The organism is Bradyrhizobium sp. SPXBL-04, from assembly GCF_051853035.1.
GTDB classification, from domain to species: Bacteria; Pseudomonadota; Alphaproteobacteria; order Rhizobiales; family Xanthobacteraceae; genus Bradyrhizobium; species Bradyrhizobium zhanjiangense.
In genome coordinates this window covers 579,126-593,283 of the sequence record NZ_CP182472.1, presented here as the reverse complement: position 1 = coordinate 593,283, position 14,158 = coordinate 579,126, and the positions used below count along the sequence as shown (strand labels likewise).

Sequence of the window (14,158 nt, the reverse complement as noted above, 5' to 3'; positions counted from 1 at the left end):
CTTGCCTGCTTCTCGTTACTTGCGGACTTTGAGGGCGAAGAGACCCTGCGGTCGCAGCATCAGGATGCCGACGACAGCAAGCAGCGTGAGCACCTTGGCCATCGATCCCGACATGAAGAATTCGAGCGTCGATTGCGTCTGCGAGATCGAGAAAGCCGAGGCGATGGTGCCAAGCAAGCTGGCGGCGCCGCCGAATACGACGACGAGGAATGTGTCCACGATGTAGAGCTGGCCCGACGTCGGCCCGGTCGAGCCGATCATTGTGAAGGCGCTGCCAGCGACACCGGCAATGCCGCAACCGAGACCGAACGTGAAGCGATCGACCTTCTCGGTGTTAATGCCGACCGCGCCGGCCATGATGCGATTCTGCACGACGGCGCGCACCTGCCGGCCCCACCGCGACATATAGAGAACGTAGGCGACGGAGATGGTGATCAGCACGGTGAGACACATCACGAAGACGCCGTTGATCGGCACCTCGATGCTGTCAGTCACGTGCAACGACCCGAGCATCCATTGCGGTAGCTCGACGCCGACCTCGCGGGCACCGAACACGGAGCGATAGGCCTGCTGCAGCATCAGGCTGAGGCCCCAGGTCGCGAGCAATGTGTCGAGCGGACGCTTGTAGAGATGCCGGATCAGAACCCATTCCACCAGCATGCCCAGCGCGCCGGATGCGACAAAAGCCAGGATCATCGCGAGGAAGAAGTAGCCACTGAACAGGCTTGGTAAATAGGCCTGGAAGAAGCTTGAGGTCATCCAGGTGACGTAAGCCCCCAAGATCATGAACTCGCCATGGGCCATGTTGATGACGCCCATCTGGCCGAAGATGATCGCCAGTCCCAACGCCATCAGGACGTAGACCGAAAACAGGATCAGTCCCGCAAAGCCCTGCATGACGAAGATGGAGCCAAGGTCACCAAGCGAGTAGTCGCCGAACATCGATGTCCTCCGTCGGGGAAAGGGTCCCGCGTCGCGAGCAGATTCGCGACGCGGGGTCTTGGGCATGGACTTGCGATCCACGCCAGGGAGCGGCTTGGTCTAGAGGGGAACGCGAGCGACGCCGCGGTCCTTACTGGTAGCCCTTCGGGAACGGATCCGGCTCGACGAGATCGGCGGTCTCGTAGATCAGCTCGAACTGGCCATCGAGCTTGGCACGTCCCACTCGGGTCTTCGACCAGAGGTGATGGTTTTCGTGGATGCGCACGTAGCCTTCCGGCGCGCCCTTGAACTCGACGCCCGGCGAGGCCGCGGCGATCTTGTCGACGTCGAAGGAGCCAGCCTTCTCGACCGTCAACTTCCACAGCCACGGGCCGAGATAGGCAGCCTGGGTGACGTCTCCGATCACGGTCTTCTCGCCCCACGCCTTCTTGAACGCCGGCACGAACGCCTTGTTGTTCGGATTGTCGAGCGACTGGAAGTACTTCATGCAGGCGTAGGCGCCCGCAATGTTCTCGCCGCCGATGCCGTCGATCTCGTCCTCGGTCACCGAGATCGTGAGAAGCGGCTGCTTGGCGAGATCGATGCCGGCGGCCTTGAGCTGCTTGTAGAAGGCGACGTTCGAGCCGCCGACGACGTCAGTGAAGATCACGTCGGGCTTGGTCAGCTTGATCTTGTTGATGACCGAGTTGAACTGGGTGCTGCCGAGCGCATAGTACTCTTCGCCGACCACCTTGCCCTTCAGCACGTTCTCGACATGCTTGCGCGCGATCTTGTTCGAGGTGCGCGGCCAGATGTAGTCGGAGCCGATGAAGAAGAACGACTTCGCGCCCTTCTCCTTGGCGATCCAGTTCAGGCCGGCGAGAATCTGCTGGGTCGCCTCCTGGCCGGTGTAGATGACGTTCTTGGACTGCTCGAGGCCCTCGTAGAAGGTCGGATAATAGAGCATGCCGTTGTATTGCTCGACGACCGGCAGCACCGCCTTGCGCGAGGCCGAGGTCCAGCAGCCCATGATCGCCGCGACCTTGTCGTTGACGAGCAGCTTCTTGGCCTTTTCGGCGAAGGTCGGCCAGTCCGAGGCGCCGTCCTCCTGGATGAACTTGATCTTGCGCCCGAGCACGCCGCCGGCGGCATTGATCTGCTCGATGGCGAGCTTCTCGGCTTCGATCGAGCCGGTCTCGGAGATGGCCATGGTGCCGGTCGCCGAGTGCAGGATGCCGACCGTCACCTCGGTGTCGGTGACCGCGAGGCCTGTGGTGTTGACTGCCGACGTCGCCGGGGCCTGCGCAAAAGATGCCCGTGGCAGCATCGTGATAACAGGCACGGCCGCCATTCCCATCAACAGTTTACGCCGGAGCGGCGACAACAGCCCCTTGTTTGCTTCGTCTGACATGAGCACCCCACTTTTGTTCGAGGACACGCGTTGGTGCCGTGAGGATGGCTCGAATTTGTGCAGCTCAAGCATACGCAAGATCGCGTATACTGCACCGCAAAATGCCGACGTAGGCTTTTGGTACGGAAATTGCGAGGGGCTCCGGGTCCGTATCTGGAGTGGGGTAAAGCGTGGCAGGGCGGCAGCGAATAGACCGCGTCAGGCGCCAGTACAACCAATGGGTCGCCAACCAGACGCTGGAAGACTACGCGCTGCGCTTCACGGCGAAGAGCGCCCGCCGTTGGTCCGCCGCTCGCGTCGCCAACACGGCGCTCGGCGCGATCTCCTTTCTGGCGCTGGAAGCGATCGGCGGTACTATCACGCTGAACTACGGCGTCACCAACGCCAGCGCCGCGATCCTCGTCGTCTCCGCCATCATCTTCTTCTGCGGCGTGCCGATTGCCTATCACGCGGCCAAATGCGGCATCGACATTGACCTGCTCACACGCGGCGCCGGCTTCGGCTATATCGGCTCGACCGTCACCTCGCTGATCTACGCCTCTTTCACCTTCATCTTCTTCGCCATCGAAGCGGTGATTCTGGCCACCGCGCTCGAGATGTGCTTCGGCATTCCGCGCCCGATCGGCTACCTCATCAGCGCGGTCGCGATCATCCCGCTCGTCACCTATGGCATCACCCTGATCAGCCGTTTCCAGCTCTGGACGCAGCCGATCTGGGTTATCCTGCATATTCTGCCCTTTGCCGCGATTGCCTGGGCCAATCCCTATTCGTTCACGGAGTGGCGCAAGTTCGCCGGCGAGCACGGCGACGCGAACGGACATTTCGACCTGTTGCTGTTCGGTGTCGCGTCCTCCGTGGTGTTTTCATTGGTGGCGCAAATTGGCGAGCAGGTCGACTTCCTCCGGTTTCTGCCGCGCGACCGCCGCACGTCGCGCACGTCATGGTGGATCGCCCTGCTGATCGCGGGGCCCGGTTGGATCATCTTCGGCGCGCTGAAATTGCTGCTGGGCTCGTTTCTCGCCTTCTTTGCGCTGAGCCACGGCCTCTCCAGCGAGCTGGCAGCCGAGCCAGCGCACATGTATCTCGAAGCATTCCGATACGTGCTGTCGCAGCCGGATATGGCGCTGGCGCTCACCGGCATGTTCGTGATCCTGTCGCAGATCAAGATCAACGTCACCAATGCCTATGCCGGCTCGATTGCCTGGTCGAACTTCTTCTCGCGATTGACGCACAGTCATCCCGGTCGCGTAGTGTGGCTGGTGTTCAACGTCATGGTGGCGCTGCTCTTGATGGAGATCGGCGTCTACAAGACGCTGGAGCAGACGCTGGCGCTCTACTCGAACGTCGCCATCGCCTGGGTCGGCGCGTTGGTCGCCGATCTCGTCATCAACAAGCCGCTCGGCCTGCGCCCGCCGCAGATGGAGTTCAAGCGCGCCCATCTCTACGACATCAACCCGGTCGGCGTCGGCGCCATGACGATCGCGACCATCGTCTCGATCGCGGCATTCTATGACATGTTCGGCCCGGTCATGAAGGCGCTCGCGGCGTTCGTCGCATTGGCCGTCGCCTTCGTCACCGCGCCTGTCATCGCCTGGCTTACCGACGGAAAATACTACATCGCGCGCAAGCCCAAAAAGAGCTGGGCCAATATCGAGGCGATCCAGTGCTGTATCTGCGAGCACAGTTTCGAGCCGGAAGACACCACCTCCTGCCCGGCCTATGCCGGCCCGATCTGCTCGCTATGCTGCTCGCTCGATGCCCGCTGCCACGATCTCTGCAAGCCGCACGCGCGCGCTCAGGTGCAGTTCTCCGACGCGCTCAGCAGGATTTTGCCGCAGCCGATCTATCAGCGGATCAATTCGCAGTTCGGCCATTACATCGGAGTGTTCGTGGTCTCCGCGGGTCTTGTCGCGCTGGTGCTGGGACTGATCTATCTCCAGACCTCGGCGAGCGTATATGGCGAGAACATGCTCGTTTCCAACGTGCTCTGGAAGGTGTTCTTCTCGCTTAGCATCATCATCGGCGTCGTGGCCTGGCTGTTCGTGCTGGCACAGCAGAGCCGCCGGGCCGCGGAAGCTGAAACGAAACGGCAGACTGCGCTGCTGATCCAGGAGATTGACGCGCACAAGCGCACGGACGCCGAGCTCCAGCGCGCCAAGGAGGTCGCCGAATCCGCCAATCTCGCCAAGAGCCGCTATGTCGTCGGCCTGAGCCACGAGCTGCGCTCGCCGCTGAACGCCATCAGCGGTTACGCTCAGCTCCTGGAGCAGGACGCAACACTCGCCACCAAGCCGCGCGACCAGGTCCGCGTCGTCCGCCGCAGTGCCGATCACCTCTCCGGCCTGATCGACGGCATCCTGGATATCTCCAAGATCGAGGCGGGGCGGCTGTATTTGTCACGCGACGAGGTGCGCCTCAGCGAATTCCTCGACCAGCTCGTCGGCATGTTCCGCCTTCAAGCCGCCGCCAAAGGCGTCGACTTCGTGTTCAGGAGGCCCACCTCGCTGCCGCTCGTCGTCTATGCCGACGAGAAGCGGCTACGCCAGGTGCTGATCAATTTGCTCTCCAACGCGATCAAGTTCACCCAGGCCGGCAGCGTGCAGTTTGTCGTGCACTATCGCAGCCCCGTCGCCGAGTTCGAGGTGATCGATACTGGTCCCGGCATCCAAAGCGACGATCTCGAGCGCATCTTCGCGCCCTTCGAGCGCGGTGCGCTCGGTGTCTCGCAGCCACAGACCGGAACTGGCCTAGGCCTCACCATCAGCCGGCTGCTCGCCGGCGTCATGGGCGGCGACATCAAGGTCATGAGCACGGTCGGCGCCGGCAGTACGTTCAAGGTCAAGATCCTGCTGTCGGAGGTGACCAATCCTCAGCGTATCGCGCCGGTGGAGGCGCCGGTCTCCGGCTATCAGGGCGCGCGCAAGACGATCCTCATCACCGACGACGACCCCGTGCATCGCGACCTCCTGCGCGAGGTGCTGACACCGCTCGGTTTCATCCTGCTCAGTGCCCCCGACGGCCCGGGGTGCCTCGCGCTGGCGCAGCATTGCCGGCCCGATCTGTTCCTGCTCGACATCTCCATGCCGGCCATGGACGGCTGGGCCGTGGCCGAGGCCTTGCGTGCGAGCGGCCATCACCAAGCGCGTATCCTGATGGTGTCGGCGAGTGCGTTGGAGGCCCACGGCACGCCGCTGGCGCAGCCCTTCCACGACGGCTATCTGATGAAGCCGATCGACATCCCGCGGCTGCTGGAGACGATTCGTCAGCTCCTCAAGATTGAATGGCAATACGGCTCGGATGAGATCACGGCACCGTTCTGGCGGCCCGAGAGTGGATCAAAACCGCCGGTCCGGCACATCGAGGCGCTGATCGGGCTCGGCCAGATCGGCTACGTCAAGGGCATCCAGCTGAAGCTGGACGAGATCGGCAGCGAGCATCCCGAGCATGCCGATTTCGTCGCGGAAATGCGGTTGCTGGTCGACCGCTTCGACCTCGACCAGTACATGACCACATTGAAGGCGTTGCATGCGCATGAGCATTGAGTCGAGGAAGCGCGATGTCGCGCTTGTTGTCGATGACTCCCCGGAGACGCTGCGGCTGCTCACCGATGCGCTCGATAGCGCCGGGATGACGGTGATGGTGGCGCTCGACGGCGCGGCCGCGATGCGTATCGTCGACCAGCTCACGCCCGACATCGTTCTGCTCGACGCCGTGATGCCCGGCATCGACGGATTCGAGACCTGCCGCCGCCTGAAGCGCGACGCCGGCCTTGCCAATGTTCCCGTGATCTTCATGACGGGGCTCGCCGAAACCGAGCACATCGTGCGCGGGCTGGAAGCCGGCGGCGTCGATTACGTGACAAAGCCGATCGTGATCGAGGAGATGCTGGCGCGCATCCGCGTACATCTCGGCAACGCCCGCCTGACCCAGAGCGCGCGCGCCGCACTCGACGTCTCCGGGCGCTTCCTGTTCGCGGTCAACCGACAGGGCAACGTGCTCTGGGCAACGCCGCAGGCGCAAAGGCTGCTGTCCGACCACCGCGGCCCGCGGGCCGACGACTTCGTCCTGCCGCCATCACTGCTGCAATGGTTGGATCAGGCCAGGGGCAAGGGCAGCTCGAAATCTCAGGCGGCCTCTTTGCCCGACAATCCGCAACTCCGGTTCTACTATATGGGCGAAACCACGCCGAACGAGTTCCTGCTGCGGCTGTCCAAGGAGTCCGGCACCGTGCCGCCGACCGAATTCACCAGCGAGCTCGGCCTCACCGCCCGCGAAAGCGAGGTGCTGGCCTGGCTCAGCAAGGGCAAGACCAACCGCGACATCGCGCAGATTTTGGGACTGAGTCCGCGCACGGTCGACAAGCATCTGGAGCAGATCTACGCCAAGCTCGGCGTGGAGAACCGGACGGCTGCGGCGGCGATTGCGACCAATGCGACGCGGCGGAATTCGTGAGCGTATCGCGCGAGTGAGTTGAGGCGCCGCTTGCATAATAAATGGTGTCGTCCTGGACAAGCGCAGCAAAGCGGAGCGCTGATCCAGGACCCATAACCACAGGGAGAAGCTTGACGAAGACTCGTAGTTACCTGCTTGTGCCACGACACCTCCCTAATGGGTCCTGGCCTTCGCCAGGACGACTGCGGAAAGTGTGACGCCAGGCTAAGAAATTTCACCCATACACAAAAGCCGCATCGTCCAGATCCGTCTTCGGTATCTCGTCCTTCTCCACCCAGTAGTCCTGGCTGTGCTGCCATTCCGGCTTGTCGCCGCGCTTCGGCAGCAGGTCCATGTTGCGCATCATGTAGCCGGGGTTGAAGTTTTCCGGATCGATCCAGGGCAGGATCGGCATGTTGTGATCTTCCGGGCGCAAGCTCACTTCGACCTTCTTGGCGCCCTTGGCCTTCATATGACCGAGCAGCCGGCAGACGAAGTCGGCGACGAGGTCGACACGCAGGGTCCAGCTCGCGCGGAAATAGCCGAACACCCAGACCATGTTCGGCACGCCCGTGAACATCATGCCGCGATAGGTGACGGTGTCGCCGAAGGCGAGCGGCTTGCCGTCGATCTCGAAGGCGATGTCGCCGAGGGCGGCAAGATTGAAGCCGGTCGCGGTGATGATGATATCGGCCTCCAGCAGCTTGCCCGATTTGAGCTGGAGGCCGTTCTCGACGAAGCATTCGATCTCGTCGGTCACGACCGAGGCCTTGCCGCTGGCGATGCCCTTGAACAGGTCGGCATCCGGTACGAAGGCGATGCGCTGCCGCCACGGCCGGTATCTTGGCGTGAAGTGGGTCTCGACGTCGTAGTCGGGACCGAGGACTGCGCTGATCTGGCCGATCAGCTCCTTCTTGACCTGCTCAGGCTTGGACACGCAGAGTTTCGTGAACGCATCCTGCTCGAACAATATCTTCCGCCGCACGATCTCATGGATCCAGGCTTCGTCAACCTGAAGCCGGCGCAGCTCTTCCGCGATCTCGATGGCGTTGCGGCCGAGCCGGAAATAGGTCGGCGAGCGCTGCAGCATGGTGACGTGCGCGCATGTGTCCGCGATGTTCGGCACCAGCGTCGCCGCCGTCGCGCCCGAGCCGATCACAACCCCCTTCTTGCCCGCGAGATCGATATCATCCGGCCAGGTCTGCGGATGGACGATGCGACCCTTGAAGCGGTCCATTCCCTTCCATTCCGGCGTATAGCCCTCCGAATGGCGGTAATAGCCCTGGCACATCCAGAGGAAGTTTGCGGTAAAGGTCTTTGCCTCGCCCGTATCGGTGGTCGTCGCCTCGATGGTCCAGAGATTCTGCTCGCTCGACCAGCTCGCGGAATTGATCTTGTGCTTGTAGCGGATGTGGCGGGCGATATCGTTGTCGTCGATCACCTCTTTCATGTAGGAGAGAATCTCCTCGGCGGTCGCGATGGGCGGGCCGACCCAGGGTTTGAAGCTGTAGCCGAAGGTGTGGAGGTCGCTGTCCGAGCGGATGCCGGGATAGCGATGCGTGTTCCAGGTGCCGCCGAACGTCGCCTGCGTTTCGAGGATGACGTAGCTCGTACCCGGCAGCTGCTTTTCGATATGATAGGCGCTGCCAATGCCGGAGATGCCGGCGCCGACGATCAGTACGTCGAAATGTTCGGAAGCTTGCTTGGTGGCGGTGTGACCGCGAACAGCGACATTCATTGTTACTTATTGCCTTGCTTTGTTTTTGTGGCCGGCCTTGATCGGACGGCGCGTTTCCTCCGCGACAGGCAGTGTCGCCCATCGCGCTTCCGCTTCAAGATGACATAGATCAGGTCGCGGTCAAATCACAGTGCCGCACCCCAGCTCCGTGCGGTCTGCAAGATCCAGTCCCGGTAGAGCGTGAGCGGCGTGACGCCGGTCAACCCGCCGCAACCGTCGGCGCCGTTTGGCCCTGTCGACCAGCTGACGACGCCGACGAGCACGGCGCCATTCGGCTTGTCCTCGAACACAGGACCGCCGGAATCACCGGTACAAGCGCCGATTCCGTCGCGAACACCGTTGGTTACGGGATCGACCAGCCGGATCTGGAGCGTCCCAGGCTGGCCGGTGGCGATAAGCGCGGCGACACGCGTGATGCCGCCGCTCTTGCCATCGCCGCGAACTGTGACGCCGATGCCGGCGATGGTAAAACGGCTGCCGACGCGGATTGGAATATTCGGTGCACCGACTGGCACCGTCGATTTTCCCTTGAGTGGAATTTCCAGTTGCAACAGTGCCACGTCGGCGGTCGCCCGATGCGCCTGCATCACCTGCATGTTGAAGTTCGGATGGATCGCGACAGAACGGACGTTCAGCAATTGCGGCTGGCCGTCGGCGCCGCGATCGACGATCTTGTAGTCCGCACCGGGCTGCACGCAGTGAGCGACGGTGAGCACAAGTTTTGGTGCGATCAGGGTCCCGGTGCAGAAATTGCCGCGTGAGCCGACAATAGTGACAATGGCGCGCGCGACACCATCCGCCTGCGGCGTGCCGCCGCCGACGATGGCGTGGGCAGGCGTGGCGAGCAGCAGAGCGGCCGTGATCAATGTCGCAATTGTTTTCATGGGAACGTCTTGCAGTCGGTTCGGTCAGGGGCGGAGTTTGCTTCGGGCTGGCCCTTGCCGATAGCGCGTGCTAGCCGTCTTGTCAGCTATCTTGGCACTGAATTGACGAGGGCGGGATCTTGACGATCGAAGCTGTGATCTTTGATTTTGGCGGCGTGTTGACGAGCTCACCGTTCGAGGCGTTCGCCCGGTTCGAGACCGAACGTGGCCTGCCCATCGACATCATCCGGCGCACCAACGCCGCCAACCATCTGGAAAATGCCTGGGCCAAGTTCGAGCGCGCCGAGGTGGATATCGACGCATTCGATCATTTGTTCGCCGAGGAATCACGTGCGCTTGGCGCCGAGGTGCGCGGCCGCGACGTGCTGCCGCTGCTCCAGGGCAATCTGCGTCCCGAGATGGTCGAGGCGTTGAAGCGCATCGCGGCGCAATTCAAGACCGGCTGCATCACCAACAACCTTCCGGCCAACGCCATCGGCAGCCTCACGGGGCGCACGCTTTACGTGGCCGAGGTGATGGCGCTGTTCGATCATGTCATCGAATCCGCCAAGATCGGCCTGCGCAAGCCCGATCCGCGTATCTACCGGCTGATGGTCGAGACGCTGAAAGTTGACCCAAACAATTGTGTTTATCTCGACGATCTCGGCGTCAACCTGAAACCGGCGCGCGAGATGGGCATGACCACGATCAAGGTGACGAGCGGAGCCCAGGCCATCGCCGAGCTCGAGGCCGCGACGGGGCTGAAGCTGAGTTAAGCTGCCCATAACAGGGACGCGCCGCCTCAACAAACTCGTCATTGCGAGCGCAGCGAAGCAATCCTGATCTTCCCCCAAAAAAGTGGACAGCGTTCAAGCCGATTTTAGCTCCATCTCGACTGGGCTGATATAGCCGATGGCCGAGTGTCTGCGGTGTTGATTGTAGAAGCCCTCGACGTAGGCGAAGATGTCGCGCTCAGCTTCATCGCGGGTCGGATATTGACGGTGATGGATCAGTTCGGACTTGAGCGTGTGGAAGAAGCTTTCCATCGGGGCGTTGTCGTAGCAGTCGGCTCTGCGGCTCATCGAAGGCCGGACGCCGGCGGCTTGCAGCGCTTGGCGGTACTCGGTTGAAGCATATTGGATGCCGCGATCGGAGTGATGGATCAGGCCGGCGCCGGGCTTTTGCCCCTTGATCGCCATCCTTAATGCGGCGAGCGGCAATTCGGCGCGCAGATGGTCGTCCATCGCCCAGCCCACGATACGGCGACTGTACAGATCCATGATGGCGGCCAGGTACAACCATCCTTGGCCGGTCCAGACATAGGTGATGTCGGCGAGCCAGACCTGATTGCGCATGGCGGCCGAGAAGTTCCGGCCGAGCAAGTTGGGCGCGATCGGGAAGCCATGCCCGCTATCGGTGGTGCGGCATCGTCGCGGCCCGGCCGAGATGGCTCGAACGCCATGGCAGCGCATCTGCCGCTCGATTCGGCCACGGCTTGCATGGTGTCCCTGGGCCTTGAGTTCGACATGAATGCGCGGGCTGCCATAGCGACCATGACTGTCGCGATGAACCCGCTTGATGTCCTGCAGCAACTCTCGATTGGCAGCGGCCCGGGGGCTTTCCGGGCGCGACCGCCAAGCATAGTAGCCCGCAGGCGAGACGCCGAGGACACGGCACATGATCTTAACCGGATAGTCGGCGCGGCGATCTTCGATGAAGCGGAACTTCATGTCCTGGGTCCAGCAAAGATCGCGATCGACTTTTTTAAAATGTCGCGCTCCATACGCAACTGTTCGTTTTCCCGCTGCAACCGGGCGATCACGTCAGCTTGGGCCGCCGACGGCACCGCCGCTTGCGACGTGGGCGCCGCGGCGCTGCCGCCGGCTGCTACCGTGCTCCGCTCCTTCACCCATCGGCTGAGCACGGAGCCGTCCAGCCCGAGCTCCTTCGATACCGACTTCGCCGAACGGCCGCTCGACAAAACCAGATCAACTGCCTGCCGCTTGTACTCGTCCGAATACGAGCGTCGCTGCCGTTTCGCCATCTGACACCTCTCGCTGCCTAAGCTATAGGTGTCCACCGATTTAGGGGAGGCTCAATCCAGACTGCCTCCGCAGAGGGATTCTGGATTGCTTCGCTTCGCTCGCAATGACGGTGTTGAACGAGCCCGACCGGCGAACTGACTATTCCGCCGCGGCGGCGATCCGCTCGGGAAAGGCGTCCGCGAGCGAGGCGCGGTCGGGCTTCAGCAAGCCACGCTCGGTGATGAGGCCGGTGACGAGACGCGCCGGCGTCACGTCGAACGCATAGTTCGCGACGGGCGATCCCTCCGGCACGATGCGAACCGTCTCGAACCTGCCGTCGGCGGTGCGGCCGGTCATGTCAGTGACCTCCACGCCACTGCGCTGCTCGATCGGGATGTCGCGGATGCCATCATGAACGGCGAAGTCGATCGTCGGCGACGGCAGCGCAACGTAGAACGGCACACCATTATCATGCGCGGCGAGCGCCTTCAGATAGGTGCCGATCTTGTTGCAGACATCGCCATTGGCGGCGACGCGGTCGGTGCCGACGATGGCGAGATCGACCATGCCGCGCTGCATCAGATGGCCGCCAGTATTGTCCGGGATCACCGTGTGCGGCACGCCGTGATGGCCCAGCTCCCAGGCCGTGAGCGAGGCGCCCTGGTTGCGCGGACGGGTCTCGTCGACCCAGACATGGACCTTGATACCGCGCTCATGCGCGAGATAGATCGGCGCCGTCGCCGTGCCCCAGTCGACCGTCGCAAGCCAGCCGGCGTTGCAATGAGTCAGGACATTGACCACCTCGCCCGGCTTCTTCGCCGCAATCGCCTCGATCAGCTTCAGGCCATTGCCGGCGATGCCGCGGTTGATCTCGACGTCCTGTTCGACGATCTCGTCGGCACGCGCGTAGGCCGCCTCCGCCCGTTCGACCGGATCGATCGGCGCCAGCGCCGCGCGCATCTCGTCCAGCGCCCATTTCAGATTGATCGCGGTCGGCCGCGCCACGACGAGCGTCTCATAGGCACGCTTCAGGCCGGCGTCGGAGGCGTCCTCGCGCATCGCGAGCGCCATGCCGTAAGCCGCGGTGGCGCCGATCAGCGGCGCGCCGCGCACCAGCATGTCGCGGATGGCGACTGCCGCGTCTTCGCATGACGTCAGCTTCGCAATGACGAACTCGTGGGGCAGCCTGCGCTGGTCGATCGCGCCGACCGACCAGCCGTCACGCTCACGCCAGATGCTGCGAAAATGCTTGCCGTCGACCTTCATGGCATTCTGCCTTTCGTCTCAACCACGCAGGATGCGCCCTGCCACTGCATCGAGCTTCTTCAAAAGCTCAGGATCACGCGCCTCGGGCGCCGTGATCAGCGCGGTGTCGAGCGCACGATCCGAGCCGATCGGACACGGCTCATGCTCGCGCGGAAAATCCTTCGCCAGCCGCGCCACCAGCGCTTTCGCCTTGTCGGCATTCGAGTTCAGCACGCGGATGATGTCCTGCACGGTGACCGCATCATGGTCGGGATGCCAGCAATCGAAATCCGTCACCATCGCGACGGTGGCGTAACAGAGCTCCGCCTCACGCGCGAGCTTCGCCTCGGGCATGTTGGTCATGCCGATCACCGAGTAGCCCAGCGTCTTGTACGTCATGCTTTCCGCATAGGTAGAGAATTGCGGCCCTTCCATGCAGACATAGGTACCGGTCCGCGCGATTGCGATGCCCTCGGCCTCGGCGGCTGCGGCCAGGTGAATGCGCAGCCGCGGCGAAACCGGATGCGCCATCGACACGTGCGCGACGCAGCCTCGGCCGAAGAACGAGCTCTCGCGCTTGTGGGTGCGATCGACGAACTGATCGATGAGAACGAAGGTGCCGGGCGGCAGTTCCTCCCTAAAGGAACCGCAGGCCGATAGCGAGATCAGGTCGGTGACGCCGGCCCGCTTCAGAACGTCGATATTGGCGCGGTAGTTGATGTCGGAGGGCGACAGCCGATGGCCCTTGTCGTGCCGCGGCAGGAACACGACCGGCAGGCCCGCCATAGTGCCGCGCCGCACGGGCGCGGACGGCTCGCCCCAGGGGCTCTTGATCAGCTCTTCGCGCGCACCCTCCAGGCCCGGCAGATCATAGATGCCGGAGCCGCCGATGATGCCCAATACCGCCTGCGTCATGTCTGCTCCATCCCGTCCGCGCTGTGCGACATGGTTAAGCTATGCCAGTTTTGCAGCGGTTTTGGAACGGGGGTGGGGGCAATGCCGGTGCGGTGAGAAGCACAAGCAAGCGCCTTACTCTCGATGTCGTCCCGAAGGCCGGGATCCATAGCCACAGGATAGAGTTTGGCGGAGACTCGTGGTTGCCAGCTTTGCGCCACAACCACTCCGGGGGGTTATGGGTCCCGGCCTGCGCCGGGACGACGCCGGATAAGCAGTTGTGCCGGAGCTAAGCCGCCGTTGCCGGCTGCAGCTGCGTCGCGACCATCCGCTCCAGCGTTTCGACGGACTGGAAGTTCTCCGGCGTGATCTCGGCTTGCGGGATGGTGAAGTCGAACTCGGCCTCGACGCCGAGCATCAGATTGACCATGTCCATCGAAGTCAGGCCAACGTCCACGAGCTTCGCCGACGGCGTGATGTCCGCCGTGAGCGAGTTCTGTTCGAGGATGCCCTTCACCAGCTTGATGATGCGACTGCGCATGTCGGTATCGAAGGCCTGCATCGGCAAATTCCCATCTGTCTATTCGGAGGCGGACCGGACTGCCGGCTACGATGGGCACGGCCAGTCGAT

At 62.9% G+C, this 14,158-nt stretch carries 11 protein-coding genes; 3 read left to right on the top strand and 8 right to left on the bottom strand.

All coding sequences use genetic code 11. The annotated features are described in order from the left end of the window. Positions 1-15: 15 nt before the first annotated feature. Both urtB and urtA read right to left on the bottom strand, forming a co-directional pair. On the bottom strand, positions 16-942 hold the full coding sequence (urtB, locus tag ACNJX8_RS02730) for an urea ABC transporter permease subunit UrtB (protein WP_128943392.1): 927 nt from the start codon (positions 940-942) through the stop codon (positions 16-18). 130 nt (positions 943-1,072) lie between these two features. After that, positions 1,073-2,332 (bottom strand): urea ABC transporter substrate-binding protein, encoded by a 1,260-nt coding sequence (urtA, locus tag ACNJX8_RS02725; RefSeq protein WP_128930796.1) that lies wholly within the window; start codon positions 2,330-2,332, stop codon positions 1,073-1,075. 170 nt (positions 2,333-2,502) lie between these two features. Between urtA and ACNJX8_RS02720 the strand changes: the two genes are divergently transcribed. Together ACNJX8_RS02720 and ACNJX8_RS02715 are read left to right on the top strand one after the other, a co-directional pair. Next, positions 2,503-5,874: a hybrid sensor histidine kinase/response regulator gene (locus ACNJX8_RS02720; RefSeq protein ID WP_439359491.1), complete on the top strand. Its 3,372-nt coding sequence runs from the start codon at positions 2,503-2,505 to the stop codon at positions 5,872-5,874. After that, a complete protein-coding gene (locus ACNJX8_RS02715) occupies positions 5,858-6,784 on the top strand; it encodes a response regulator (RefSeq protein WP_439359490.1) in 927 nt (308 codons plus the stop codon). Before ACNJX8_RS02720 ends, ACNJX8_RS02715 begins: the two co-directional genes overlap by 17 nt. 214 nt (positions 6,785-6,998) lie before the next feature. Here ACNJX8_RS02715 and ACNJX8_RS02710 read toward each other — a convergent pair whose 3' ends face one another. Then, positions 6,999-8,501, bottom strand: coding sequence for a flavin-containing monooxygenase (locus ACNJX8_RS02710; protein ID WP_439359488.1), 1,503 nt, complete (start codon positions 8,499-8,501; stop codon positions 6,999-7,001). A 125-nt stretch (positions 8,502-8,626) separates the two neighbouring features. Further along, the gene (locus tag ACNJX8_RS02705; RefSeq protein ID WP_439359486.1) at positions 8,627-9,385 is read right to left on the bottom strand and encodes a S1 family peptidase; all 759 of its coding nucleotides are present in this window, start codon (positions 9,383-9,385) and stop codon (positions 8,627-8,629) included. A 119-nt stretch (positions 9,386-9,504) separates the two neighbouring features. On the opposite strand from ACNJX8_RS02705, the gene ACNJX8_RS02700 reads away from it, so the two are divergent. Next, positions 9,505-10,140: an HAD-IA family hydrolase gene (locus tag ACNJX8_RS02700; RefSeq protein WP_249759149.1), complete on the top strand. Its 636-nt coding sequence runs from the start codon at positions 9,505-9,507 to the stop codon at positions 10,138-10,140. 93 nt (positions 10,141-10,233) lie between these two features. Here the strand turns inward: ACNJX8_RS02700 and ACNJX8_RS02695 are convergent. The 4 genes from ACNJX8_RS02695 to ACNJX8_RS02680 form a co-directional block, all read right to left on the bottom strand. Continuing rightward, positions 10,234-11,408, bottom strand: a protein-coding gene (locus ACNJX8_RS02695) for an IS3 family transposase (protein ID WP_439357590.1) whose coding sequence is annotated in 2 segments (ribosomal slippage) — positions 10,234-11,114 and positions 11,114-11,408 — 1,176 coding nt in all. Because the reading frame shifts where the segments join, the coding sequence is not laid out codon by codon here. Positions 11,409-11,547: 139 nt separating this feature from the next. Further along, positions 11,548-12,654, bottom strand: coding sequence for an S-methyl-5-thioribose-1-phosphate isomerase (gene mtnA / locus ACNJX8_RS02690; RefSeq protein ID WP_439359485.1), 1,107 nt, complete (start codon positions 12,652-12,654; stop codon positions 11,548-11,550). Positions 12,655-12,672: 18 nt separating this feature from the next. Then, entirely contained in the window at positions 12,673-13,548 is an 876-nt protein-coding gene (locus tag ACNJX8_RS02685) for an S-methyl-5'-thioadenosine phosphorylase (protein WP_439359483.1), read from the bottom strand. A 268-nt stretch (positions 13,549-13,816) separates the two neighbouring features. Then, on the bottom strand, positions 13,817-14,089 hold the full coding sequence (locus ACNJX8_RS02680; RefSeq protein WP_128930790.1) for a phosphopantetheine-binding protein: 273 nt from the start codon (positions 14,087-14,089) through the stop codon (positions 13,817-13,819). Positions 14,090-14,158 lie beyond the last annotated feature (69 nt).

Excerpts from the sequence above, each read along its gene's own strand:
- urtB (WP_128943392.1), bottom strand. The coding sequence starts at position 942 with ATGTTCGGCGACTACTCGCTTGGTGACCTTGGCTCCATCTTCGTCATG.
- ACNJX8_RS02715 (WP_439359490.1), top strand. The coding sequence starts at position 5,858 with ATGCGCATGAGCATTGAGTCGAGGAAGCGCGATGTCGCGCTTGTTGTC.
- urtA (WP_128930796.1), bottom strand. The coding sequence starts at position 2,332 with ATGTCAGACGAAGCAAACAAGGGGCTGTTGTCGCCGCTCCGGCGTAAA.
- mtnA (WP_439359485.1), bottom strand. The coding sequence starts at position 12,654 with ATGAAGGTCGACGGCAAGCATTTTCGCAGCATCTGGCGTGAGCGTGAC.
- ACNJX8_RS02710 (WP_439359488.1), bottom strand. The coding sequence starts at position 8,501 with ATGAATGTCGCTGTTCGCGGTCACACCGCCACCAAGCAAGCTTCCGAA.
- ACNJX8_RS02685 (WP_439359483.1), bottom strand. The coding sequence starts at position 13,548 with ATGACGCAGGCGGTATTGGGCATCATCGGCGGCTCCGGCATCTATGAT.
- ACNJX8_RS02680 (WP_128930790.1), bottom strand. The coding sequence starts at position 14,089 with ATGCAGGCCTTCGATACCGACATGCGCAGTCGCATCATCAAGCTGGTG.
- ACNJX8_RS02705 (WP_439359486.1), bottom strand. The coding sequence starts at position 9,385 with ATGAAAACAATTGCGACATTGATCACGGCCGCTCTGCTGCTCGCCACG.